This window comes from Paenibacillus sp. MER 99-2 (assembly GCF_023714095.1).
In the GTDB taxonomy this organism is placed as follows: Bacteria; Bacillota; Bacilli; order Paenibacillales; family Paenibacillaceae; genus Paenibacillus.
In genome coordinates this window covers 898,178-920,959 of sequence record NZ_JAMAUZ010000001.1, presented here as the reverse complement: position 1 = coordinate 920,959, position 22,782 = coordinate 898,178, and the positions used below count along the sequence as shown (strand labels likewise).

The 22,782-nt window shown below is 44.8% G+C and carries 27 protein-coding genes; 6 read left to right on the top strand and 21 right to left on the bottom strand.

Translation table 11 applies throughout. The annotated features are described in order from the left end of the window. Positions 1–106: 106 nt before the first annotated feature. Positions 107–1,054: an EamA family transporter gene (locus tag M3636_RS04175; protein ID WP_251381344.1), complete on the top strand. Its 948-nt coding sequence runs from the start codon at positions 107–109 to the stop codon at positions 1,052–1,054. 195 nt (positions 1,055–1,249) lie between these two features. Here M3636_RS04175 and M3636_RS04170 read toward each other — a convergent pair whose 3' ends face one another. The 12 genes from M3636_RS04170 to M3636_RS04115 all read right to left on the bottom strand — a co-directional run bounded on the left by M3636_RS04170 (position 1,250) and on the right by M3636_RS04115 (position 10,860). Next, positions 1,250–1,789 (bottom strand): hypothetical protein, encoded by a 540-nt coding sequence (locus tag M3636_RS04170; RefSeq protein ID WP_251381343.1) that lies wholly within the window; start codon positions 1,787–1,789, stop codon positions 1,250–1,252. Between the two features lie 283 nt (positions 1,790–2,072). Next, complete coding sequence (sigF, locus tag M3636_RS04165; RefSeq protein ID WP_128102595.1) at positions 2,073–2,828, bottom strand: RNA polymerase sporulation sigma factor SigF; 756 nt, start codon at positions 2,826–2,828, stop codon at positions 2,073–2,075. Between the two features lie 11 nt (positions 2,829–2,839). Then, positions 2,840–3,295 (bottom strand): anti-sigma F factor, encoded by a 456-nt coding sequence (gene spoIIAB, locus M3636_RS04160; RefSeq protein WP_128102596.1) that lies wholly within the window; start codon positions 3,293–3,295, stop codon positions 2,840–2,842. Continuing rightward, the gene (spoIIAA, locus tag M3636_RS04155; protein ID WP_036663380.1) at positions 3,292–3,645 is read right to left on the bottom strand and encodes an anti-sigma F factor antagonist; all 354 of its coding nucleotides are present in this window, start codon (positions 3,643–3,645) and stop codon (positions 3,292–3,294) included. Before spoIIAA ends, spoIIAB begins: the two co-directional genes overlap by 4 nt. 142 nt (positions 3,646–3,787) lie before the next feature. Beyond that, entirely contained in the window at positions 3,788–4,963 is a 1,176-nt protein-coding gene (locus M3636_RS04150; RefSeq protein ID WP_145408365.1) for a D-alanyl-D-alanine carboxypeptidase family protein, read from the bottom strand. A 300-nt stretch (positions 4,964–5,263) separates the two neighbouring features. Then, positions 5,264–6,088 (bottom strand): purine-nucleoside phosphorylase, encoded by an 825-nt coding sequence (locus M3636_RS04145; protein ID WP_145408366.1) that lies wholly within the window; start codon positions 6,086–6,088, stop codon positions 5,264–5,266. A gap of 177 nt (positions 6,089–6,265) precedes the next feature. After that, the gene (locus M3636_RS04140) at positions 6,266–7,156 is read right to left on the bottom strand and encodes a tyrosine recombinase (RefSeq protein WP_145408367.1); all 891 of its coding nucleotides are present in this window, start codon (positions 7,154–7,156) and stop codon (positions 6,266–6,268) included. 73 nt (positions 7,157–7,229) lie between these two features. Then, complete coding sequence (locus M3636_RS04135; RefSeq protein ID WP_128102600.1) at positions 7,230–7,472, bottom strand: DUF4227 family protein; 243 nt, start codon at positions 7,470–7,472, stop codon at positions 7,230–7,232. A gap of 210 nt (positions 7,473–7,682) precedes the next feature. Continuing rightward, entirely contained in the window at positions 7,683–8,150 is a 468-nt protein-coding gene (gene fur, locus M3636_RS04130) for a ferric iron uptake transcriptional regulator (protein WP_024630961.1), read from the bottom strand. Between the two features lie 108 nt (positions 8,151–8,258). Continuing rightward, a complete protein-coding gene (gene spoIIM / locus M3636_RS04125; RefSeq protein ID WP_251381342.1) occupies positions 8,259–8,894 on the bottom strand; it encodes a stage II sporulation protein M in 636 nt (211 codons plus the stop codon). 155 nt (positions 8,895–9,049) lie between these two features. Further along, on the bottom strand, positions 9,050–10,273 hold the full coding sequence (locus tag M3636_RS04120) for an endonuclease Q family protein (protein ID WP_251381341.1): 1,224 nt from the start codon (positions 10,271–10,273) through the stop codon (positions 9,050–9,052). A 2-nt stretch (positions 10,274–10,275) separates the two neighbouring features. After that, positions 10,276–10,860: an NUDIX domain-containing protein gene (locus M3636_RS04115; protein ID WP_251381340.1), complete on the bottom strand. Its 585-nt coding sequence runs from the start codon at positions 10,858–10,860 to the stop codon at positions 10,276–10,278. A gap of 142 nt (positions 10,861–11,002) precedes the next feature. Here M3636_RS04115 and M3636_RS04110 point away from each other — a divergent pair, with 142 nt between their 5' ends. Continuing rightward, positions 11,003–11,137, top strand: coding sequence for a Z-ring formation inhibitor MciZ (locus tag M3636_RS04110; protein WP_145408370.1), 135 nt, complete (start codon positions 11,003–11,005; stop codon positions 11,135–11,137). 117 nt (positions 11,138–11,254) lie between these two features. Here the strand turns inward: M3636_RS04110 and M3636_RS04105 are convergent, their stop codons facing one another. Further along, on the bottom strand, positions 11,255–12,391 hold the full coding sequence (locus M3636_RS04105; RefSeq protein ID WP_251381339.1) for a M20/M25/M40 family metallo-hydrolase: 1,137 nt from the start codon (positions 12,389–12,391) through the stop codon (positions 11,255–11,257). Positions 12,392–12,473: 82 nt separating this feature from the next. Here M3636_RS04105 and prli42 point away from each other — a divergent pair, with 82 nt between their 5' ends. After that, on the top strand, positions 12,474–12,575 hold the full coding sequence (prli42, locus tag M3636_RS04100) for a stressosome-associated protein Prli42 (RefSeq protein WP_128102605.1): 102 nt from the start codon (positions 12,474–12,476) through the stop codon (positions 12,573–12,575). 25 nt (positions 12,576–12,600) lie between these two features. Here the strand turns inward: prli42 and lipB are convergent, their stop codons facing one another. The 5 genes from lipB to lpdA form a co-directional block, all read right to left on the bottom strand. Further along, positions 12,601–13,308 (bottom strand): lipoyl(octanoyl) transferase LipB, encoded by a 708-nt coding sequence (gene lipB / locus M3636_RS04095; RefSeq protein WP_251381338.1) that lies wholly within the window; start codon positions 13,306–13,308, stop codon positions 12,601–12,603. A 350-nt stretch (positions 13,309–13,658) separates the two neighbouring features. Continuing rightward, complete coding sequence (locus tag M3636_RS04090) at positions 13,659–15,119, bottom strand: dihydrolipoamide acetyltransferase family protein (protein ID WP_251381337.1); 1,461 nt, start codon at positions 15,117–15,119, stop codon at positions 13,659–13,661. 63 nt (positions 15,120–15,182) lie between these two features. Then, complete coding sequence (locus M3636_RS04085) at positions 15,183–16,169, bottom strand: alpha-ketoacid dehydrogenase subunit beta (protein WP_251381336.1); 987 nt, start codon at positions 16,167–16,169, stop codon at positions 15,183–15,185. 2 nt (positions 16,170–16,171) lie between these two features. Beyond that, positions 16,172–17,200, bottom strand: coding sequence for a thiamine pyrophosphate-dependent dehydrogenase E1 component subunit alpha (locus M3636_RS04080; RefSeq protein WP_251381335.1), 1,029 nt, complete (start codon positions 17,198–17,200; stop codon positions 16,172–16,174). 137 nt (positions 17,201–17,337) lie between these two features. Further along, positions 17,338–18,762 carry a dihydrolipoyl dehydrogenase gene (lpdA, locus tag M3636_RS04075; RefSeq protein WP_251381334.1) on the bottom strand — a complete coding sequence of 475 codons (1,425 nt, stop codon included), beginning with the start codon at positions 18,760–18,762 and terminating at the stop codon, positions 17,338–17,340. A gap of 249 nt (positions 18,763–19,011) precedes the next feature. Between lpdA and M3636_RS04070 the strand changes: the two genes are divergently transcribed. Beyond that, positions 19,012–19,326 carry a DUF2627 domain-containing protein gene (locus M3636_RS04070; RefSeq protein WP_251381333.1) on the top strand — a complete coding sequence of 105 codons (315 nt, stop codon included), beginning with the start codon at positions 19,012–19,014 and terminating at the stop codon, positions 19,324–19,326. Positions 19,327–19,471: 145 nt separating this feature from the next. Then, positions 19,472–19,819 (top strand): potassium channel family protein, encoded by a 348-nt coding sequence (locus tag M3636_RS04065; protein ID WP_128102611.1) that lies wholly within the window; start codon positions 19,472–19,474, stop codon positions 19,817–19,819. Between the two features lie 8 nt (positions 19,820–19,827). On the opposite strand, the gene M3636_RS04060 is transcribed toward M3636_RS04065, so the two are convergent. After that, a complete protein-coding gene (locus M3636_RS04060) occupies positions 19,828–20,040 on the bottom strand; it encodes a hypothetical protein (RefSeq protein WP_251381332.1) in 213 nt (70 codons plus the stop codon). A 243-nt stretch (positions 20,041–20,283) separates the two neighbouring features. On the opposite strand from M3636_RS04060, the gene M3636_RS04055 reads away from it, so the two are divergent. Beyond that, positions 20,284–20,877 carry a thymidine kinase gene (locus M3636_RS04055; protein WP_128102613.1) on the top strand — a complete coding sequence of 198 codons (594 nt, stop codon included), beginning with the start codon at positions 20,284–20,286 and terminating at the stop codon, positions 20,875–20,877. Between the two features lie 243 nt (positions 20,878–21,120). Here M3636_RS04055 and M3636_RS04050 read toward each other — a convergent pair whose 3' ends face one another. Together M3636_RS04050 and M3636_RS04045 are read right to left on the bottom strand one after the other, a co-directional pair. Beyond that, on the bottom strand, positions 21,121–21,597 hold the full coding sequence (locus tag M3636_RS04050; protein WP_017687614.1) for a hypothetical protein: 477 nt from the start codon (positions 21,595–21,597) through the stop codon (positions 21,121–21,123). Between the two features lie 526 nt (positions 21,598–22,123). Then, positions 22,124–22,768, bottom strand: coding sequence for a hypothetical protein (locus M3636_RS04045; RefSeq protein ID WP_251381331.1), 645 nt, complete (start codon positions 22,766–22,768; stop codon positions 22,124–22,126). Between the last annotated feature and the right edge of the window lie 14 nt (positions 22,769–22,782).

The window sequence follows — 22,782 nt, the reverse complement described above, 5'->3', positions numbered from 1 at the left end:
ACATCCTCAATATATTTATATTTTTCTATCTAATATTGATATTAATATATACTATTCCATCCTAATATAACACTATTCTTATATTTTAGGACGAAGGTGTTATTACATGAGCAAAAAATCGGTTGTACATTTGAATTCAAGAAAAAAAGGATTGTTTTTGGTTTTGACCGGAGCGATCTGTTGGGGAGTTGGCGGAACCGTATCACAAAAGCTGTTTCAGCATTATGGCATCGAGGTCAACTGGTTTGTTACTGTTCGATTGTTAATTGCAGGCCTTCTGCTTCTAACCGTTCAATATTTCAGACCTAAGCGCTCACAAATTCTAGACATATGGAGAAACAAAGCTACAGCCTTCCAATTAATTATTTTTGGTTTGTTCGGAATGCTCGCTGTACAGTATACGTACATGGCCTCCATTCAACATGGTAATTCTGCTGTTGCTACTCTTTTGCAATATCTCTCCCCGGTTATGATCATGCTCTACCTGATCTGGCGTAAACAGGCGGTACTGGGCTCCAAAGATCTGATATCCATTTGTCTAGCTCTTGGTGGCTGTTATCTCCTGTTAACTAATGGATCCATTTCCCAGTTATCCGTACCCTTCATCGCAATCATTTGGGGACTTTTATCTGGTGTTTCCGCTGCCTTTTATACGTTGTATGCTGCAAAATTAATTCGCCAGTTCGATTCCCTGGTAATCGTCGGTTGGGCCATGATAATTGGCGGAACTGCCCTTAGTTTCATTCATCCACCTTGGAAATTCGAATTCACGAGCGTGCCCCTCGAAGCGTACGGGTATCTTATATTTACTATTATTTTTGGAACCATGATCGCTTTTTGGTTCTATGTCGAAAGTTTGCAAAGTCTTTCAGCTAAAGAAACCAGCTTACTCGGAAGTGCAGAACCACTAGCTGCGGTTGCCACAACAGTAATTTGGCTGCAAGAACCCTTTGGACTATTTCAATGGTTAGGCACGGCATGTATTGTTACCCTTGTAATTTTGATGCAAATGAATAAAGAAAAGCAAGAAGCACCTCTCGACCACCCAGCATAAACTTCATTTATGCTAACTTTTGAAGGCTCGAAAGATCGCTGTCTAAAACCTTACTTTCTCACCATTCTATTAACTATTGAACAGAAGGATGGCGAACAGAAGTTACCTGCATTAATATCACCATTTCGGCTTTAAGTACAAAAAAACAAGCCGCTGCAGATTTTGCGGCTTGTTCAATACAGTGCACTTACTCTTTTATGGGTTGTCTAAATCCTTCGAAGCAGGCATAACAGGGTATAACGCTTGCATACGTTCAAGTACAGATTGTGCTGAAACTTCATCCGTAGCTGGTGCTACAACTTGAATGACATCAATTGTATTATTGCTTAACTTGACATCTCTCATAAGCAAGTTTATTTCAGAATAATCGTCTGTAAAGAACATTAATACGTTACCTTGATCAAAAGTTTGACCATAAAAAAACGGAGAATAGTTTACTCCCTTTGCTTTTTCCTGAACTAGCGTTACCACTGCGTTATTCATTGTAGAATCTAAACTTTCAATCTCGATCTCACCCTCGAAATAAGATGCTTTAAGAAGTGGATTGTGTAAGGTTCCTCTAATATTGATAATTGTTGAGGATTCTATAGATTCATCTGTAGTTATAATGAAAGCTTCTTTACTCAGATTGATCTCTTTGGAAAATAGATTAGTAGACAATAAAATTGAAATTCCAGTCGTAATAGCAAGCAACGCTACTACAAAAAGCGAAATGATCATTTTCCTATTGAACATAAGTTTCTCCTTGTTGAATGTACTAAAAAATGAATACCTTCTATTTCTGATTGCAAAAAAACATTATCCGTAGCAAAAATCCATCACTTTTCATTTTTTTAATTTTACTACTAGTTCATATATTTTACATTTAATTATATTTTAAATAAAAATGGAATTGAAATAACTTTATCAACGACAAATAACCTTCTTCGCATTATAACGCGCGAAAGAAGGTTGTTAGTTGTCGTATATTGGTGACAAACCACGTTTCACATCACCATGTAGCTCATCCAAACACCAATCACTGCGCGATCTGATCGCGGATGGATTGCAGGATCTTTTTCTCCAGCCGGGATACCTGAACTTGAGATATTCCAAGTCTGCTGGCAACCTCAGACTGTGTCTGATCCCGGTAATACCGAAGGTATACGATTAGCCGTTCTCGTTCACTCAGACCACCGATAGCTTCGTTCAAAGCCAGCTTGTCAAACCAACGTTCCTGTGTTTCGTCAGCAATTTGATCCATTAGCGTAATCGGATCACCATCATTCTCGAACACCGTCTCATGGATCGACGTGGGCGGTTTGTTGGCTTCTTGAGCAAATACAACTTCCTCTGGGGTTACCCCCAGTTGTTCAGCCACTTCCTTAATCGTTGGCAGACGATCAAGATGTTTGGACAATTCATCTCTTTTTTTGCGAACTTTATTCGCCATCTCCTTAAGTGAGCGACTGACCTTAAGTGTGCCATCGTCCCGCAGGAAACGCTGAATTTCTCCGATAATCATCGGTACAGCGTAGGTCGAAAATTTCACATCATAGCTGAGATCGAATTTGTCCACCGACTTGAGTAGTCCGATACAGCCGATTTGGAACAGATCCTCTGGTTCATAACCTCTGTTCATAAAACGCTGTACGACAGACCAGACAAGTCTGATGTTGCAGTTTACCAGCGTATCTCGTGCATCATGGTCACCCGATTGACTGAGCGCAATCAATCGTTTGACCTCGGCATCATCCAAATAGGTCTGTGAAGATGGTTTCACTTCAGCATCCATAAGACCAACCCCTAATTATACAATGCTTTCTTGGATTCAATCCTTTTCTTCATCTTGATGGAGGTGCCTCTGCCGGGCTCACTGCTGACTTCGAATTCATCCATGAAGTTTTCCATAATCGTAAAGCCCATGCCCGAGCGCTCAAGTTCGGGTTTGGATGTATACAATGGCTGCTTGGCAAGGTCGAGATCTTCAATACCTTCACCACGGTCTTCCACAATGATCGTAATCATGTCTTCACGGATCTCCGCCTGAATGGACACAACCCCTTCTGGGTTGTTGTTATACCCATGAATGATACTGTTGGTTACCGCTTCGGAGACTACGGTTTTCAGATCGCTAAGCTCGTCCATTGTAGGATCAAGCTGCGAGATAAAGGCCGCAACCGTTACACGCGCGAACGATTCGTTCTCCGACTTGGCCGCGAATTGCAGATTCATGAAATTTGTCCCTGTTCCTTCATTCATGAGACGACCTCCAGACCCGAGAGAGCTGTTCCCTCATTTTCGTAAATCGGCATGATCTTGAACAAACCCGACATCTCCAGCAAACGGTACACTGGCGGATTAACATCACACACAACCATCTTACCGCCTTTATTCTTAATGAGTTTATATCTTCCCAAAATGACACCCAAGCCTGAGCTATCCATAAATTGCAGATCCTTCAGGCTGAGCACCAAGTGCTCGCATTGTCTCCGCTGGATCGCTTCATCCATCTGCATCCGTACCATATCCGCAGTGTGATGATCCAGTTCTCCCGATAGTCGCACAATCAGAATCCCGCGGTGATGTTCCATTTCCACATGCAAGTTCACGTTTGCTCACTCTCCTCCCTGTCTTGAACAAGGATTTCTACGTTGCCCAAAGCATTTCCTGCACCCCGACAAAACTAGAAGAAAACTCCTAATTAACTACAAAATACGTTCAAGGATGCAGGTCTCACACGTAAATTGACGCTTAATCAAAAAGATTGGAAGTGGTGCGCTTGAATAACTTCCACCAGCCGGCTTTGTTTACGTCTTGAGGAGCCTGAATGTCAAACTCCTTAATAACCTCATTCCCTTGATAAACCACCAGCTTACCGACACTTTGACCTGCTTTAATCGGAGCCTTCAGTTCTTTGGTCATCAACAGCTCATGTCGAATATCGTTCGATTTGGCGCCTTTGCGCATGAGCACACTGTAATTTTGTGTTGCATTCAGTGGTAGTTCGGCAACCTCACCTTTTTCGATTTTCAAACTGCCCAGCAGGTCACCTGCTTTGTATAACGGTTTCATCATGTATTGGCTAAAAGCATAATCGAACATGGATGAAACTTCAGCATTACGTGTTTTCGTGTTTGGTTCTCCCAGCACAACCGCAACTGTACGTAATCCATCCTTCATCGCTGTTGCTGATAAACAAAATTTAGCTTCTGAAGTGTAACCTGTTTTCAATCCATCTGCGCCTGTGTAGAAACGAACGAGTTTATTGGTGTTTACTAGCCAGAAGGGCTTCTCCGTATCTTTCCGGAGGTAGTCCTGATACGCACCAGTATACTTCGTAATTCCCGAATGTTTCAGTAATTCTCGACTCATGAGTGCAATATCATGTGCCGATGAATAATGATTTTCAACCGGGAGCCCGTTACAATTGGCAAAATTGGTGTCCTTCATGCCCAGCTCTTTAGCACGATCATTCATCATCTGTACGAAGGCTTGCTCAGAGCCGGCAATTTTCTCAGCCATTGCTACAGAGGCATCATTACCCGATGCCATGGCGATCCCTTTGAGCATGTCGTCTACCGTCATTTCTTCACCGGGTTCAAGGAAAATCTGTGATCCTCCCATGGAAGCGGCATACTCACTTGTTCTCACTTTGTCAGTTAGCTTCAACTTACCTGAATCAATGGCTTCAATCGTTAAAAGCATGGTCATAATCTTCGTAATACTTGCCGGAGGCAGTTGATCATGACTGTTTTTCTCGTAGATTACAGTTCCAGTGTCTGCATCCATTAATATCGCTGAACGTGCCGAAGGAGCCAAATCCGTGCCCCCTGTTGGGGTAGGTTTTTCTTCAGCAAGTGCTGTGGATGCCATCAGAGACAGCAAAATACAAAGGGTCATGAACGATGCCATTATACGTTTCTTCACGATCGGTAACCTCCTCAAATGACTTGCTTAATGCATTTCCATGCATGTACTGCTAATCATTGTCGGCTCGTTTCCAGTAAATTATTCCATGTAAAGCATGATTTCCCGAACTTTTTTTGTTAAATCTAGCATCGAAACGGGAACGCAAAAAAACATGCCCCTACTCACTGAATGTGATAGAGGCATGTTTCATTATTTTGCGTTAGCATCCTATGGAGCTGTATGTCTGAGAAGGAATGACCTTCTCGGCTTCAGTAGCCCAGTCAAAAGGTTAGATTAATAACCCGGCTCTATAATCTGTTACATTTGTGGAATAACGGCTACAACCAGCGCAAGGAAAGACTCACGCACTCGCTCTGTTGTCTCCATAACCTCATCATGGGAGAGTGGCTGATCCAGAATACCCGCAGCCATGTTGCTGATACAAGAAATACCGAGCACTTCCAGACCTGCATGACGAGCCACAATGACTTCAGACACGGTGGACATGCCGACAGCATCCGCACCCAAAGTACGAAGCATAACGATCTCTGCTGGTGTCTCATAGTTTGGACCAAGCAGCCCCGCATAGACGCCTTCACGTACGTTGAAGCCTTGGGATGCTGCAGTATCTTTTGCCAGCGCACGCAAGCGGCGGCTATATGCTTCGGACAGATCCGGGAAACGCACACCCAGTGCTGGATCATTAGGACCGATGAGTGGATTTTTGCCTGTAAGATTCAGATGGTCAGAGATCAACATCAAGTCGCCTGGTTCATAGGATGTGTTCACTCCACCTGCTGCGTTCGTTACAAGCACCGATGTAACCCCTAATTCTTTCATAACACGTACCGGAAAAGCGGTAAGCTCAGGGCCATAGCCCTCATACATATGGAAACGTCCTTTCATCATGACAACAGGACGACCTTTGATTGTTCCAACCAGCAGTTCACCCTCATGTCCTTCTACCGTAGATACAGGGAAATGGGGAATGTCTTGATAAGCGATACTCACACCATCTTCAATGAGTTCAGCCAAAATGCCAAGACCTGAGCCAAGAATCAAGCCTACTTCAGGCTTAACGGAGCTTTTGCTTTGAATATAAGATGCTGCTTCCAAAATCATTTGTTGAGTTAATGCTGTCATTACGATGTTCCTCCTTGAGTTGAAACGATCCGTTCATGTATGCAGATTAGCTCCAGGCTAGTCCCACTAGACGGAAGCATATGCTTATGTATACGGCGTTTAGTGTATTCAATTTATTTTATCCTAAATAGGCAACATGTTCTGCATTTTTTTGCAAAAAACATTTACGCGTCCAATCTATTTAGCCCGTGGATGATGTGTTTCATAGATTTCCTTCATCGTTTTGCGACCATGGTTGCCATATTGTTGACCCGGCTGTTCTACGTGACCTAACATGTCCTGAACGGCTCTGGTGTCGGCTCCGCTGGCAATAAGGTGAGCAGCAAACGAATGCCGTAACGTATGTGGCGTAATTTCACCAGGAATTCCTGCATCCACCGCAGCTTTTTTGAGCAATTTCCAGAATCCTTGGCGTGTCAGACGTCTCCCTGAGACATTGACAAAGAGTGCCTGCTCGTCCGAACTTGTTTTGAGCAATCGGCTGCGTTTCTCATCCAAGTACACATCGATCCAATGTGCTGCAGGAGCACCAATGGGAAGGATGCGCTCTTTCCCTGCTCCGCCGCAACGAATAAACCGCATACTCGGTTGCACATCACGGACATCCAGTGCAATCAGCTCTGAGACACGAATACCTGTCGCATACAATAATTCCAGCATCGCACGATCCCGAATTCCTTGAGGTGAACGCGTATCCGGTGCATTAAGTAATAATTCAATTTCATCAATGGTCAAGACTTGAGGAGGCGTTTTATCCGCCTTGGGAGCCTCTACATCAAATGTAGGATCTTGAAGGATATCTCCCCTGCGCATTAGAAAATGAAAGTAGGAACGCAAGGATACAATACTCCGGGCAATCGTAGCATTAGCGCGCCCTGACTGCTTTAGTTTGCCTACAAATAAAATAACGTGCGTACGCCGCACCTGACTGGCATCACGTATATCATATTCTTTCTCTGCAAATTCGATGAACTTGTCCACATCGCGAAGATACGACTCCAGTGTGCTGCTTGACATCCCTTTGTCTTCTTCCAAGTAAATGGCATAGGCGTGTATCGTCTGTTTCATGTACAACGCTCCTCATCTACAGAACTGCCTCGCGTGCAGCCTGTTACCGTATTTGCATTCCTAGATGCTTCAACTACTCCCCATACCAGTAAAACAAACGTAGCCGTTCCGCAAGTGAAGGTCGCCCTTCTCCATGAATTGTCCAATCCGTTTCCTGAAATACTTTGACCGCATTTCCTGAAGGAATCTGATACTGATCTACGGGTGAGATCCAGCCGTTGAACAGATCCAGAACATTATAGAACAAATAAACTAATGCTGAAAAAAAGATTATAAAACGAATAAAACGGAGCCCTCTCCGTAGTGATATAATCATCGTTTGTCCGCCTCCTAGTTTTCGATCCTGGCTCCAAGTTCTCTGAAACCGGAACCTCATTCCCTGCACATCTAATGGGCAGTGAAACGTCTACAGACAAGGTATGAGGACAAACACAAGAATATGACATTGAGAGAAGCTCACATCAGATCCGGTACCAAAAAAGCTCTCCCGTCAAAACCGCCGGTGAGAGCTTGAAGATATGCTATGTTATTCTTCATCTTTGGGTTTCTGGTCATTTTTTGCTTTGCAACGATAACAAATCCCGTGAAAATCCAATCGGTGGTCTACCACCGAAAAGTTAAATTCTCGCTCCAGGCGCTCTTCAAGCGGCCCAAGCCAGTCTTCGCGTATTTCATCCATACTACCACATTGAACACAGATTAAGTGATGATGATGATGCTTGGACGTATCTCCGCGCAAATCATAACGGGCAACGCCGTCGCCGAAGTTGATTTTCTCTACAACATGCAGCTCACTTAGTAGTTCGAGGGTACGGTACACGGTTGCAAGACCGATTTCGGGAGCCTTTTCTTTAACGAGCATGAATACATCCTCTGCGCTCAGATGATCTTCTTCATTCTCAAGAAGTACTCTTACGGTGGCTTCCCGCTGGGGCGTTAATTTGTATCCTTGGGACTGTAGTTGCTGCTTAATTTTATCAATCCGTGCTTCCATTTTCTCCCTCCCCCTAGGAAATCACTGCACACTGCAACTTAACCCACTTCTTTCATTATAGGGGGAGTGTATAATTAAAGTCAACAATTTACACTTTACTGCCTGCACCTATGCAGGTAGTAACATTGGCGTAACCCACCGCATCATCGCTGGCGTGACCCAAGTTTCAAAAGTAGCAACTCCAAGCAGCAGTGCAGCCATTGCCAAAGTTAACAATACATATGATGCAAAAGGTCTTTGACCACCGGGAGTACGCTGCATCAAAACCCGATTCCGAATGATATATAAGGAAAAAGTTATCGCAGAGACACTGCAGATGATCAGCACAGGAATGACAAATAAATTATGCGGAGCAACGGAGACAAGTGCAAATAGCAGGCCTTTCCATGAATATTGTCCAACTAAATATCCGACAGTAAATCCGATCAGCACACCTTTTAGAAAATCCAGCACGAGTATGCCGGGTAATCCAATAACGGATAAACCAAGGATCCAGATCAGACCGACCCATTTGAGATGCAGCATAGCAATTTCCCAGTAGGTACCCGTCTCTACAACCTGTCCCCCATGCTGCACCGTCATGAAAAAGTTCCCTAGATACCCTTCCAAATCTTGACGTTGCTCTAGGGACAGCGCATTAACCATCAACGCCCCGAAGATAACACCTACCAGAAACAGAACTGCTACAAATACATATAGCGAGGTTTGACCTTTGAATATTAAGGTAGAAGATCGCACAGACATAAGTCTCCTTTCCGGTTGTCATGCTGCTGAATTTCGAAAGAAACCCACACAGTCATTCTATGAATCGGAAAGAGTACGTATGACATCTTGTCCTGAATAGGTGTTATGCATATTTCAAGGCTGATTAACTCTATTGTAAAAGTTTATCGCTTCAATTAGTGATCTGCACCGTCTTTCCCGGCAACTTTACCATAAGTTCCACCGCCACCAGAGGACAGGACTAACTGCCCATTCCTTGCCGCAACGATCATAGCCGCCATCACAGGGCCAACAACAGTAGCAAGTTCGGCTTCGCTCGTACGGTGCAACACATTCATCTCTGTACCAAATCGTTCAAGCAATTGACGCAACTTCGCCTTTCCAAGACCCGGAATAAACTCTAATGGCACCTGATAATGATAGGCAGGTCTGTTGTCAGGCAATTCAGGATTCGCTCGATCAGCTATCGCCAGAATCCGGTCAAGCACGCCCTGAACAAGCTTTGTACTACCACAATGCGGACAACGTTCTGCCGATAATGCCTGCTCGTCCAATATACGACCACATGCCGAACAATACGTTCGATGATACTTGCCAAGCCTAGGGTTCAATCCATAGTTAGCTGTTATGCCTCTTCCACCCTCGTTTTGCAATGCCATACGAAATTCGTCAAAAGAAGGAGTCGCCAGAGCTAACTCATTATACTCTCTACCAATCTTACCTAGCGAATGAGCATCTGAGTTCGTCAAAAAAGGAACGTGATCCAGCTCCCGAATATAACTTGCCATTGTTGAGTCTGAGCTTAATCCAAGTTCCACGGCATCAACCAGGCTCGTATCAAGCACATCAGCCATTCTTGGAGCTGTACTGCCATAGATACCTTTATGCGGGGTAAATGCATGGGCTGGCACAATAAGTCCTCCACGAGCCTTAATTTCCGACTGGATCTCAAGTGTTGGCACGTATACACGCTGTGAACTTAAATTCACATTTTTCATATAACGCTGCATAAAAGCAGTAAACGACTTCATCGACGCTAAATCTCGAAAATAAGCAAGCAAATGATACTCCCGCATGCCTGGCTCCCGCAGTTCAATCTCTGTGCCGAGCAAAATAGTGGTGTCTTGATAAGCGATCCCTCCACCTTCCAGCTCAGACATTGTGCCGTCCTCCAGTAACTGCTCAATATCCATCTGCACAACAGGCGAATGACAATCAATAACACCAAGTAACTGGATACCTTTGCGATCTGATGACTCACGAGCGATGTTCTCAAACGTCAGATCCCGACTTCCACTAATCTTTACAGCTTCACCACGGGAGGTTCGCCCAATATGAATGTGCAAGTCTGCATAACATGGCTCCCACGGATTACGTACGTCTTGCTGCCGATCATTCATCTTTACAGCCGTCCCGTTGTTCTGTACAGATCCCATGCGTAAACAGCTAACATCGTTTTGGCATCACTAATCCGATTTTGATCCATTAAAGCGTAAGCCTCTTCCAGCGTGATTTCACTCACCTCTAGAAACTCATCCTCATCCAGAGCCATATCTCCGGCTTCCAATTCTTCAGCAATATATAAGTGAATGATCTCATCTGCGAATCCAGGCGATGTGTAGAAAGAACGTACAAGACGAAGTGACTTAGCCACATACCCTGTCTCTTCACGTAATTCACGCGCCGCTGCCACTTCTGGCTCTTCTCCTGGATCAAGCTTGCCTGCTGGAATCTCCACTTCGGTTCGCCCCATAGCTTGACGGTATTGATCCACGACCAACATCCGATCACCATTCAATGCAAGCACTGCTACAGCTCCAGGGTGGCGCACAATCTCTCGGGTAGCCGTCTGTCCATTGGGCAGCTTCACCGTATCAACCTGAAGTGTAATTACTTTCCCCTCAAAGATGGTTTGTGTTGATACCGTCTCTTCGTCTAATTTCGGATTGGCTGGATGTGATTGGTTGTTAGGATGCGTAGGATTCATGGTTGTCAACTCCGCTTCTTAGATTTTTTTATTATTGTTTTCTGTAATTACATGTGCATGTTCATGTATAAAGCATAGATTTTTGGCATATGGTGAGCGTATAGAGCAAGCTACCTAATATGATGAAATCAGGGGGATACCAATGAACAGTTATTTAACGCCGCGATCCGTACATTTGGTGGGACAAGCTAGACAGGTACAACTTATCCTTAGACAGTGGTTGCGTGAATGGGGTCCTGATGCCAAAATAACTGATCTTCTTGCTGGCCGTAAATAAGCTCTAATCCGTATGCTCGAAATATAACATGCTTTTGCAAAAAGTCCGAATCCGGTACCCAAACCGTTTTCGGACTTTTCACTACAGCTTCAAATTCAACTTATTTACTAAACTCTCCTACTTCGTACTCGTCGATGCTGTCTCCTTAATAATAGCAACAACAATTTCGGATAATTTGGCGATATCCTGCGCACGAATGCGCTCTTTCGTCGTATGAATATCCTCATATCCAACGGCGAGATTCGCTGTAGGAATGTTGAAACCGTTGAAAATGTTAGCATCGCTGCCACCACCAGACGGGAACGTGCTTGTCTCAAGACCTACGCTGCGAATGGCACGCTGTGCAAGCTGAACCACTTCATGTTCATCGTGGAATCCAAATGCAGGATACAGAATCTCACTGCGGAATTCAGCCGTTGCTCCGTATTTGCGACAAGTTGTTTCCAGCGCTTCACGCATCTGGGAAACTTGCAGTTCCACTTTTTCCTGAACAATACTGCGTGCTTCTGCTTCAATCTGAACAAAATCACATACCACATTCAAGGCAGAACCGCCTTGGAATTTCCCGATATTGGCAGTTGTTTCATCATCAATACGTCCAAGCTTCATTGCAGCAATCGCTTTGGCAGCTACCTGAATCGCACTAATACCGTCTTCTGGATTCACACCAGCGTGTGCAGACTTACCATAAATGCTCATCTGAATCTCGGCGCGTGCCGGGGCAGCAACACAGATCGTACCTACTGCTCCATTGGAATCGAGCGCGTATCCGAACTCTGCTTGGATATCATCAGGATTCATCGCCCGAGCTCCAACAAGTCCTGACTCCTCGCCAACTGTAATGACAAACTGGATTTTGCCATGAGGCACTTTGTTCTCCTGAATCGCACGGATCGCTTCAAACAGTGCAGCAATTCCAGCCTTATCGTCTGCACCCAAAATCGTAGTTCCATCACTGCGAATCCAACCGTCTTCACCCAGCTCAGGCTTAATTCCTTGCCCAGGTGTAACAGTATCCATATGGCAAGTGAAAAACATTGGGGTTACCCCTTCAGTGCCTTCTGCTTCCCATGTAACAACGAGATTACCGGCACCATGCCCTGTTTTCTCCATTGTATTGTCCTCATATACGCTGAGACCAAGAGCTGCGAACTGTTCTTTTAACACCTTTGAGACGTTCTGTTCGTTCTTAGTTTCACTATCAATCTGTACAAGTTCCATAAAATGATCTACGACACGCTTTTGATTAATCATAGGACTTTCCTCCCTTACGTGGATACGGTACAATAACATTACTGTGGTTTTTTATTTCTTGGTTGAAAGGAGTTCGCTCATCATGCAAAGAAAAAAATGGTTTCGCATCATTGTCTACATCATGCTAATCGCCATGGTTGGTTCCACCCTATTCATTGCTCTTGAACCATTACTATTTGGTTAAAACATGAAGTCTTGAACTGTCTCCATTACAGACGGTGAAGGGCTTCTTTTTCTGAGATCCAATTCATCTCATAGGAGAACAACCTGCTGAAATAGGGGACGATATCTTGTGCAACCCGTTGTATCTCGTAGGTGTGTCCTGTCATATCCTCTAGTGAGGTCACCCCATATTGCTCAATGCCACAAGGGACAATTCCTTGGAATCCTTCATGCTGAATCCCTGACGTAACATTAAAAGCAAATCCATGGCTTGTTACAAAACCTCTCCTCGTCTTACAACGATTGAACTTTACACCGATCGCGGCGATCTTCATATCCCCGATCCAAACTCCTGTGTACCCTTCTTTGCGTCCTGCATCAACACCTTGATCTGCTAAATAATCAATGATGACCTGCTCTAATCTGCGCAGATAGGCATGTAAATCGAGATCTTCATCTCGTCCGAGCACAAGCAAAGGGTAGCCCACAAGCTGACCAGGGCCATGATAAGTAATATCACCCCCGCGGTCAATTTGAAACACGGAAATTCCCTGCTCTCGTAATTGCTCTTCACTTAGAAGCAGATGCTCAGGATGATTTTGAGAACCAATCGTATAGGTAGGCGGATGCTGAAGCAAGAGTAGCTGCTCCACTCCCACGCCTTCATCAAGTTGCTGCACAATCGCTTTTTGTCGGTTCCAAGCCTCTTCATAATCAAGCATTGGTATGTATGCCACATCCATAGGCTTGTTCATGATCTCCCACACCCTTTTCTTTCAATGTGCAATCTATTCATGAGCGCTCAACCATATACAGCGGGAAAAGTGCACGGCCTACGGCCATACACTTCTCCATAACCCTTCATTTCACATCTACAATCGATGTTTCTGTTCGGAATATTTAGTTGCTATATCAGTTGAACTAAAGAATATTTACACGGACCACTCCGATGACAGAACAACATTCCGATCGCTGTTATCCCCAGATTTTTTGAATTCCCTTTTCCAAAGGGAAAATCCGGGGATAAAGGCGAACGCTTCGCTTCTTCACGTTATTTCTATCCTCTTCGTTCTTGTATAAATGTCTAGTTCAATCTATATAACCCTTAATATACTTTGGTCTCCATGTTATAACCTTCAAGATTCTCTTTGACCCGTTGCAAGAATCGCCCGCTGATTACGCCATCCAGAATACGATGATCCAGGGAAAGACATAGATTCGCCATGGAGCGAACCGCAATCATATCGTTAATTACGACTGGTTTTTTGACAATGGATTCAAATGTCAGAATAGCCGCTTGTGGATAATTGATAATCGGTTGAGACAGGATTGAACCAAACGAACCGGTATTGTTCACCGTGAATGTTCCACCTTGCATATGATCAAGCTTCAACGTTCCTTCACGGGTTTTCCGTGCCAAGTCATCAATCTCACGAGCCAGACCTGCGATATTACGCTGATCTGCATGTTTAATTACAGGCGTCAAGACGGAATCTTCTGTGCCTACAGCCATGGATAGGTTGATATCACGTTTCACAATAATTTTATCGACAGCCCATACAGAGTTCATAATTGGGTAGTCTTTAATTGCATTAACGACACCTTTCATCATGAACGATAAGTACGTCAAGTTGATGCCTTCTTTGCGCTTGAACTCATCCTTGAGTTTGTTGCGAAGCATGACCAGATTAGTAACGTCTACCTCAATCATGGTCCAAGCGTGAGGAATTTCGGATACACTTTGCCGCATATTACGAGCGATCGCATTACGTACAGGGGTAACATCAATAAAGTATTCTGATCTTCCCTGTCCGCCGCCTTCCACTTCAATTTGCGGAATTTTGGGACTCTCGGTCAGATGAATGCCCGAATGTCTGACTGGAATACCAGCATCAGCAGCCGGAACAGCAGCACCTGGAGCAGCATTAGAAACTTGTGCATCATTCCGATTCAGGCCACTAAACGGTGACGGCGAAGCAGCTGATCCTCCAACGGAAGCATTCTGCCCAGTCGATGGTGCAGCCTGCGTAGATACCGCTCCTTGTCCACCTTGTGCAATGACTGCAAGTACGTCTTTACGTGTAATACGTCCACCCGCACCTGTACCTTGGATGCTCTGTAAATTCAAGCCGTGTTCCGCTGCCAGTGTCTGTACTGCCGGGGAATACCGGTTACGCATCGGCTGATTCGGGTCATGTACCATTGAACCGCCAGCATTTGTAACCGTGGACTGAACCGAAGCTTGCTGTGCACGAACTGGCTCTTGATGTAGCTCCTGCGATGCCCGCGTCTCTTGTACAGCCAATTCTTGTTCAGATGCTTCAACTTGCATACGGCAAATCACTTCGCCTACAGCAATAGTCGTGCCTTCCTCTGCGAGAAGATCGCCCATAATGCCATCAACAGTCGATGGAATCTCAGCATTAACTTTATCCGTAATGACTTCACAGATCGGCTCGTACTGCTCCACTTGATCGCCCGGTTTTTTCAACCATTTCGCTATGGTAGCCGAGACCAGCGATTCCGCCAGTTGCGGCATAATGACCTCGATCCATTTCATACTCATTGGTTTTATCACTCCAAACTTTACATTTAACCTCATAATGGAATTGCGGCATTCTATTGAACATTAATACTCGGCAAGTGTGCGCATTGCTTGCTTAGCTTTATCCTTGCTCAGCATATAAAACTTCTCCAAGGTAGGGCTAATTGGCATAGCTGGCACATCTGGACCGCACAAGCGCTGAATCGGCGCATCCAGATCGAACAGGCATTCTTCGCTAATAATGGCAGCAACTTCGGCACCGACGCCGCCTGTTTTGTTATCTTCATGTACAATCAGCACTTTGCCCGTCAATCTTGCGGATGCAATAATAGCTTCACGATCAAGCGGTTGTAATGTACGCAAGTCAAGAACGTGGGCTGTAATTCCTTCTTCACGCTCGAGTTCTTCTGCAGCCTGCATAACAAAGTGTAATGGTTGACTGTATCCAATCACCGTAATATCCGCACCTTCGCGAAGCACGTTGGCTTTGCCGATCGGAACGATGTAATCATCCTCTGGTACATCTTCCTTAATCAGTTTGTAACATTTTTTGTTCTCAAAAAAGAGTACTGGATCTGGATCACGAACAGCCGCCTTGAGTAGCCCTTTGGCATCATATGCCGAATAAGGAGCTACAATCTTCAATCCTGGCGTACCAAAAAAGATTGATTCTGGACATTGGGAGTGATACAGTCCACCAAAAATACCGCCGCCGATTGGTGCGCGGATGACAATAGGACAACTCCAGTCATTGTTAGAGCGATAGCGGATTTTGGCTGCTTCGCTGATGATCTGGTTCGTTGCCGGCAACATGAAATCCGAATACTGCATCTCAGCAATTGGCTTCATGCCATACATTGCCGCACCAATAGCTACACCCGCAATTGCCGACTCAGACAACGGTGTATCCATAACACGCATGTCGCCAAACTGCTCTTGCAGTCCTTTGGTCGTTGTGAACACGCCGCCCTTGACTCCGACGTCTTCACCGAGCACAAACACATTCTCGTCTCGCTCCATCTCTTCCTTCATCGCCAGACGGATTGCATCAATATATTCCATAACCGCCATGTTTACCGTCCCCCTTCTTCGCTGTCCGCATATACGTGCGTCAGAGTGTCCTCAGGTTTCGGATATGGCGCGTTGTCTGCATATTCAGTCGCTTCTTTCATTTCCAGCGCGAGCTGGGAAGCCAGATCCGCATCCCGGGCTTCATCCCAGATGCCGCAATCGATCAAATAGTTTTTCATACGAGGCACGCCGTCTTTTTTCCAGTTTTCCTCAACTTCTTCTTTCGTCCGGTAAGCCAGATCGTTATCAGAAGTGGAGTGTGGTGACAAACGGTACATCATCGCTTCAATAAGTGTAGGTCCTTCGCCAGCGATTGCACGGCGACGTGCTTCCTTAACCGCAGCATATACTTCTAATGCATCGTTCCCATCCACACGAATACCTGGGAAACCATAACCCAATGCACGATCCGATACTTTACCACTAAGCTGCTTGTGAATCGGTACTGAAATGGCATATTGGTTATTCTCACACATGATAATTACAGGCAACTTATGCACACCTGCAAAGTTGGCTCCCTCATGGAAGTCCCCCTGATTACTTGACCCTTCGCCAAAGGTAACAAAAGAAACAAACTCCTGTTTCTTCATTTTGGCTGCAAGTGCGAAGCCTACGGCATGTGGAACCTGCGTTGTCACTGGGCTGGAGCCTGTAACAATCCGCAGCTTTTTGTGACCAAAGTGACCTGGCATCTGACGGCCGCCACTGTTCGGATCCTCTGCTTTGGCAAAGGCAGATAACATTAACTCACGTGGAGTCATGCCAACTGCGAGTACGAATCCGTAATCGCGATAATAAGGTAAATAATAATCGTTATTCCGATCAAGTCCAAAAGCAGCACCCACTTGTGCAGCTTCCTGACCTACACCAGATACGTGAAAGTTAATTTTGCCGGCCCGCTGAAGCAACAAGCAACGCTCGTCGAACTTTCGTGCAAGCAGCATATATTTGTACATGTCTAATACTTCTCCGTCGCTAAGTCCAAGCTGTTGATGCCGGTGAACCGCGTCTGCAGTACCTTGTGAACTCATATGAGGTACCTCCTTTTAATCAGAGCCTTGCCAGTCTTACAACCCGATCTTATAACCTGGTACTAAGACTTGGCTTAACCTTATTATAATCCCTTTTGCCCAAAAAAGGAAAGGACCTTTCTCATAACTCGTCTAAGTTACATGCCAATCGCTTTTCCGTCTACCGCCAGCATCGCTTCACCCATAATCTCCGACAACGTTGGATGTGGGTGGATGGTCTGTCCAACTTCCCATGGTGTAGCATCAAGCATTTGTGCCAACGAAGCCTCGGCAATAAGCTCCGTTACATGGGTTCCAATCATATGTACACCCAATATATCATTCGTCTTGGAGTCAGCAACGACCTTCACGAAGCCATCCCGGCTACCTTGTACGAGTGATTTACCGATCGCTTGGAATGGGAACTTACCTGTCTTCACTTCATATCCACGCTCTTTCGCCTCGGTCTCCGTGAATCCGATGCTTGCTGCTTCAGGACGTGTGTAGACACAGCGTGGGATCCGGTGCGATTCTACCGCGTGAACCTGCTCACCCGCAATATGATTCACAGCGAGAATGCCTTCATGACTTGCGGCATGAGCCAGTTGCAATCCACCAATACAATCACCAATCGCATAAATGTGTCCTTCACCAGTTTGCAGATACTTGTTCACCGCAATGAATCCTCGCTCCAATTTGATATCCGTGTTCTCCAGTCCAATATTCTCAACGTTTGCCTGTCTTCCCACCGATACAAGCATTTTCTCCGCTGTTAACGTCTCCTGCTTGTTATTTCCCAGCTCAACCTCGATCTGGATTCCATTCTTCTGCGCGCTATAGGTTTCAGTTAAAATCTTGCTGCCTGTGAGGAAACGAACACCACGTTTGCCAAGCAATCGTTGCATTTCCTTCGCCACATCTTCATCCTCTGCTGGAAGTACATGTTCCGCTGCTTCCACGACTGTGACTTCAACACCAAAGTCATTCAGCATCGAAGCCCATTCCAGTCCGATGACGCCTCCACCTACAATAATGAGGGAAGCAGGAAGCTCATCCATCCGCAGTGCTTCGTCACTACTCATAATGTATTGACCATCTGGCTCTAGACCAGGCAGTACACGTGGACGGGAACCTGTAGCAATAATTAGGTTGGTCGGCACCACGGTGTCCATCTCACCGTCTTCAAACTCGACAGCAACGGCTCCACTTTGCGGGGAGAAGATGGATGGTCCAATCACGCGCCCTTTGGCGTGTACAACCTGAATTTTATTTTTCTTCATTAGATACTGGACACCTTGGTGTAACTGCTCAACAATGGCATCTTTCCGTGCCTGCACTTTTGGGAATACAAGCGTTGCGCCAGTCGTTTCTATACCATAGGTTTCGCTCTCTTGAATCTCAGCGTATACTTCCGCACTTCTAAGTAACGCTTTGCTTGGAATACAGCCACGATGCAGGCAGGTTCCTCCGAGCTTGTCCTTTTCAATAATGACCACTTGCTTACCGAGCTGGGCTGCACGAATGGCGGCAACATATCCCCCGGTTCCTCCTCCAAGAATAGCAACATCACATGTAATAGGCATCTTATCTGTTCTCCTCTATCGTTATAATAATTTCAATCATGTTGAAATGCGTAATAAATACAATTTTGATAGATCATCTTATGATATAGCTATAGTTCTCTATACTCCATTGTACTCTCCTTCACCTAGCAACTCAAAGTTTGGCCTTAACCTCATGGACAGCTTAACAAAACCAAGCTATGATGGAATTAGACATCACCTGTAAGCGCAACCTTTATTTAACGTCGATATAAGGCAGAAGGGGTTTTGATGATGAATACAAGGCTTGTCTTTGCGCGATTTTTGGCCATTATGATCCTGGTAATTCCAGGTTTAATGGCGATGAAGGGTTTTCTAATGATGAAAGATGCACTTTTTCTCTTTTACGCCGAACACGGTAATGAGCAGATCTCACCTGGATTCCAGTGGCTGTCCTTTGGCGGCGGGCTTGTCCTATTTGCAGCAGGTATGAGCTTTCTGGGAGGCTGGATTCTGTTTCGTGACCGCAAGAGAAATTATGTAGGCCCTCGTTTTCGTTCCAAAAGCACACCCGAAGCGACTAAGACGCCCGGAGGGACTTCATAAGTCCGGGCTTTTTGTCCGTGTATACATATAGTTGAATCAACTTTTCGTACGTTATAAAATGATTCAGCCACATGCATTGATAGCAAGTCTCAGGGAATCGACGTGAGATCCTGTTTCACATTAATATAGATAGGATGAAATCAACATGATATCTTTTTTACTTACACTCAAACGGCTGCTGAAAGGAATTTTCCACGCCTTTAAAGATTCGCAGTTTATCGCTCTATTCGCACTAACGTTGGCCACTCTACTATCCGGCACTATATTCTACAGTCGTGTAGAAGGCTTACACTGGATCGATGCACTCTATTTCTGCGCCGTAACTTTAACAACGGTAGGCCATCCTGAATTTGTGCCATCCACAGGGTTCAGCAAAGCTTTCACCGTGATCTACATGTTTGCAGGCATTGGCCTTACCTTCGCCATGATTGCCAAAATTACAGCAGGTATTCTGTTCCCTCGTAAAAAGAAGACAGAAGAGAACCCGGAGTAGTCTCCGGGTTATTCGTATAACGCATCCCTAAGTTTTGTCGACATGCGTGATTCTTTGGAAGAAGATTTAAGAATTGTACGACGCAAGGCCATATTGCTGGTCTGTAACTTCTCTACTTCTGACAATAAATCAGCAATCAAGACCTGCGTTGTCTCATCCAATACCGCCTGGTCCTTCAAGCGATCATATCTTGTCTGTAACTCAGTTAAACCTTCACTCAATTGTAACACCTCTCTCTTTCGTTGCTGGATGGTAACCTGCCGTCGCCAACCACTTCACATTCCATATAGTAACACAAAGCCGCAAGGATTAGTTCTGGCTCTGAACAAAGATTTTGTGGTACTCTGTAATGGTCGCTTTTTTTGTCAGCATTTTGCAAACGTCATTCATAGAGGTCATTCAAAGAATAATATTTTTGCAGAGTGCTGTTCGTTAATTCTGTATGTGAGAGGAGTAGCAGCATCGTGCCAACAGGACGTATAACCGTTATTACTGGACCTATGTTTAGTGAAAAATCAGGGGAGCTTATTCGCCGCTGCCAAAAGTTAAGCCAATTTGGACGTAAAAAGGTGGTTGCCTACAAACCCGCCGAAGATGATCGTTTTGCCCAAGATGAAATTGTTAGCCGGATCGGCTATCGATTGACCGCACACTCCATTCCTCGTCAATTGACGAACGAGCTGGTGGAGACGATTATAGCTCAAACGAAAGATGCAGATGTTGTTGCATTTGATGAAGTTCAATTTTTCAGTAGTGCCATTATGGAGCTTGTCTCAGAACTCGCTTATTGCGGTAAACATGTCATCGTAGATGGACTTAACATGGATTACCGCGGCAAAGAGTTTGGATACATCGGCGGCCTACTTGCCATGGCTGATGATATCGAGAAGCTCTCTGCATTCTGCGCAGTATGTGGAAGCCCAGATGCTGCTTTTACGCAGCGAATTGTAAATGGAGAGCCTGTAACCCTTGGCCCCGTGGTCATGATTGGGGATTCGGAAGCCTATGAGCCACGTTGCCGGAGCTGCTTCATCCCACCACACAAGGTGGAGTGTTAGATCCACTGTATTTGGATATTGGTTTCTTAACAGCGAGTTCTGCTACTCCTGAAACCTAATATATTTAAAAGCCCCTTAGGGGCTTTTTTTCTACTGTTCACTTCATTATATTTTCTTAAGCGATCCTGTTTCAACTCCATCAAATCACCTTCTACCGCCCCGCTCAATGATCCTCCCAGTTTCACGTGTAGCAAAACAAAAAAAAGCACCGCTCACTGGCGATGCTTTCACAGATGAATCTCGCTAATCGCGAGAGACAAAATATTTGTTGGTCATGTAGTAAGCGTCACCTCGGGACGTTTCCACCATTCCTTTTTTGGCATCCAGAAATACAATCTCTTTACACTTCGTGCAATACCACTTGGTACGCTTGTAAGGAGATTCTGTCACGTAAGCCGTGCCACATTTGCAATCAATCTTCATCAATAGTTCGGTTGATTTATAAGCACTGGACAAGCGCTCCAGGTTATCCTGTTGCTGAGTAGGCATAATCGTCTGTTGATAATCGGATAAATGATTCTGAACCTTAAAGTCTGCCACAAGACCGGCGTTCAATCCAAAGAACTCTTTGCCGATCTCAGTCACAAAGCGCTTCTCATTTCTGTAGCAATCCAGCCACTCAATAATTTGCTTGTTAGACAGTGGAACCGTACCCTTGATACCGCTGTTTAAGGTGTAGGTCATGATGTATAAAGTATCGTCTTGTCTACCTGAGTACATTAGAATCCTCCTTCGAATACATTTGCTAATGTACTACAAAAACGCGCATAAATCAAAGTAATGTTATTTCCTTAGCGCATCTTTTCTAATTAAATGGGGAACATTTCCTTACGATATGCAATCGTTTTACAGGAACTGCATACACCTGTAACTTTTGCCTGTATATCGGCATAGTTGAGAACAGCGTTGACCTTTTTCTTGCATAGCGAGCAGAAGTACCTCCTCTCTTTTTGGGCAATGTATTTCGATAACTTTACTACGTTTTGAGACTGTATGGATCTGCGGATCAAGCCAAACCATCTCATCTCTCTCACTCTTCCTGTTTTCTACTTCATCGGAAATCGTTCTTGAGGCTGTGCAATTATGCTCTTATGTATACGTAACCAAGTTGTGCATGGCTATCTCATAAACTATTCGACGTTTTTATTATTTTTCCTGTTTTTATTATCGGTATACATACAAAAAAACCGACAAAACATGTCTCTTCTCTTAACATCAGAAGAAAAACTGCGTCGGTTATGTTACTTTATTTATAATACGTGCCCAAAACTTCAAGCGCAGATGACCGCTCAATGCGAAAAGGATAGATATAGCCCATGTTCATTCGTTTGAACTTTCTCCCCCACAGGTCAAGACCGGATGTAAACTGATATGCCTGATATATAAATTTGGAGCAGTAATTGCGTTCAATACTACGAAGATTGGTCTGTAGACGATACAACTTGACTTGCTGGTAGTGCTCTTGTACCCATTCAGCTGCTCGAAGACCTGCCATATTCATCCGAGAACGAAAAACAATAAAACGATCACCTGCATAAAAACGAGTCAGGTACCATTCCATCGAATCCGCAAATACAGGGCCATATGGATGCACATGATAGATCTTACCGTCGAGCCCAATAATGCCCATATGTCCAGCATAATATGTGGATTCAGAGCTCGGTGTATATACGATGTCTCCAGGCTCCAGCTTAATGTCATTCAAATCAGCGATTGGCCGATCCTGCTGCAATCGTCTTGAAGCACTACGCTCACGTCGCCGTTCCACCAATAATCGATGCAGAGCACCCGCTAACGCCAAATAAATAACGGAGCCTTTTACTTTCTTTTTCCTTAACGAGTTAAGCCACTGTACAATGTGGGTGGATGCACGTCGGATTACGTTCTTCATTAAAGTCTGCCTCC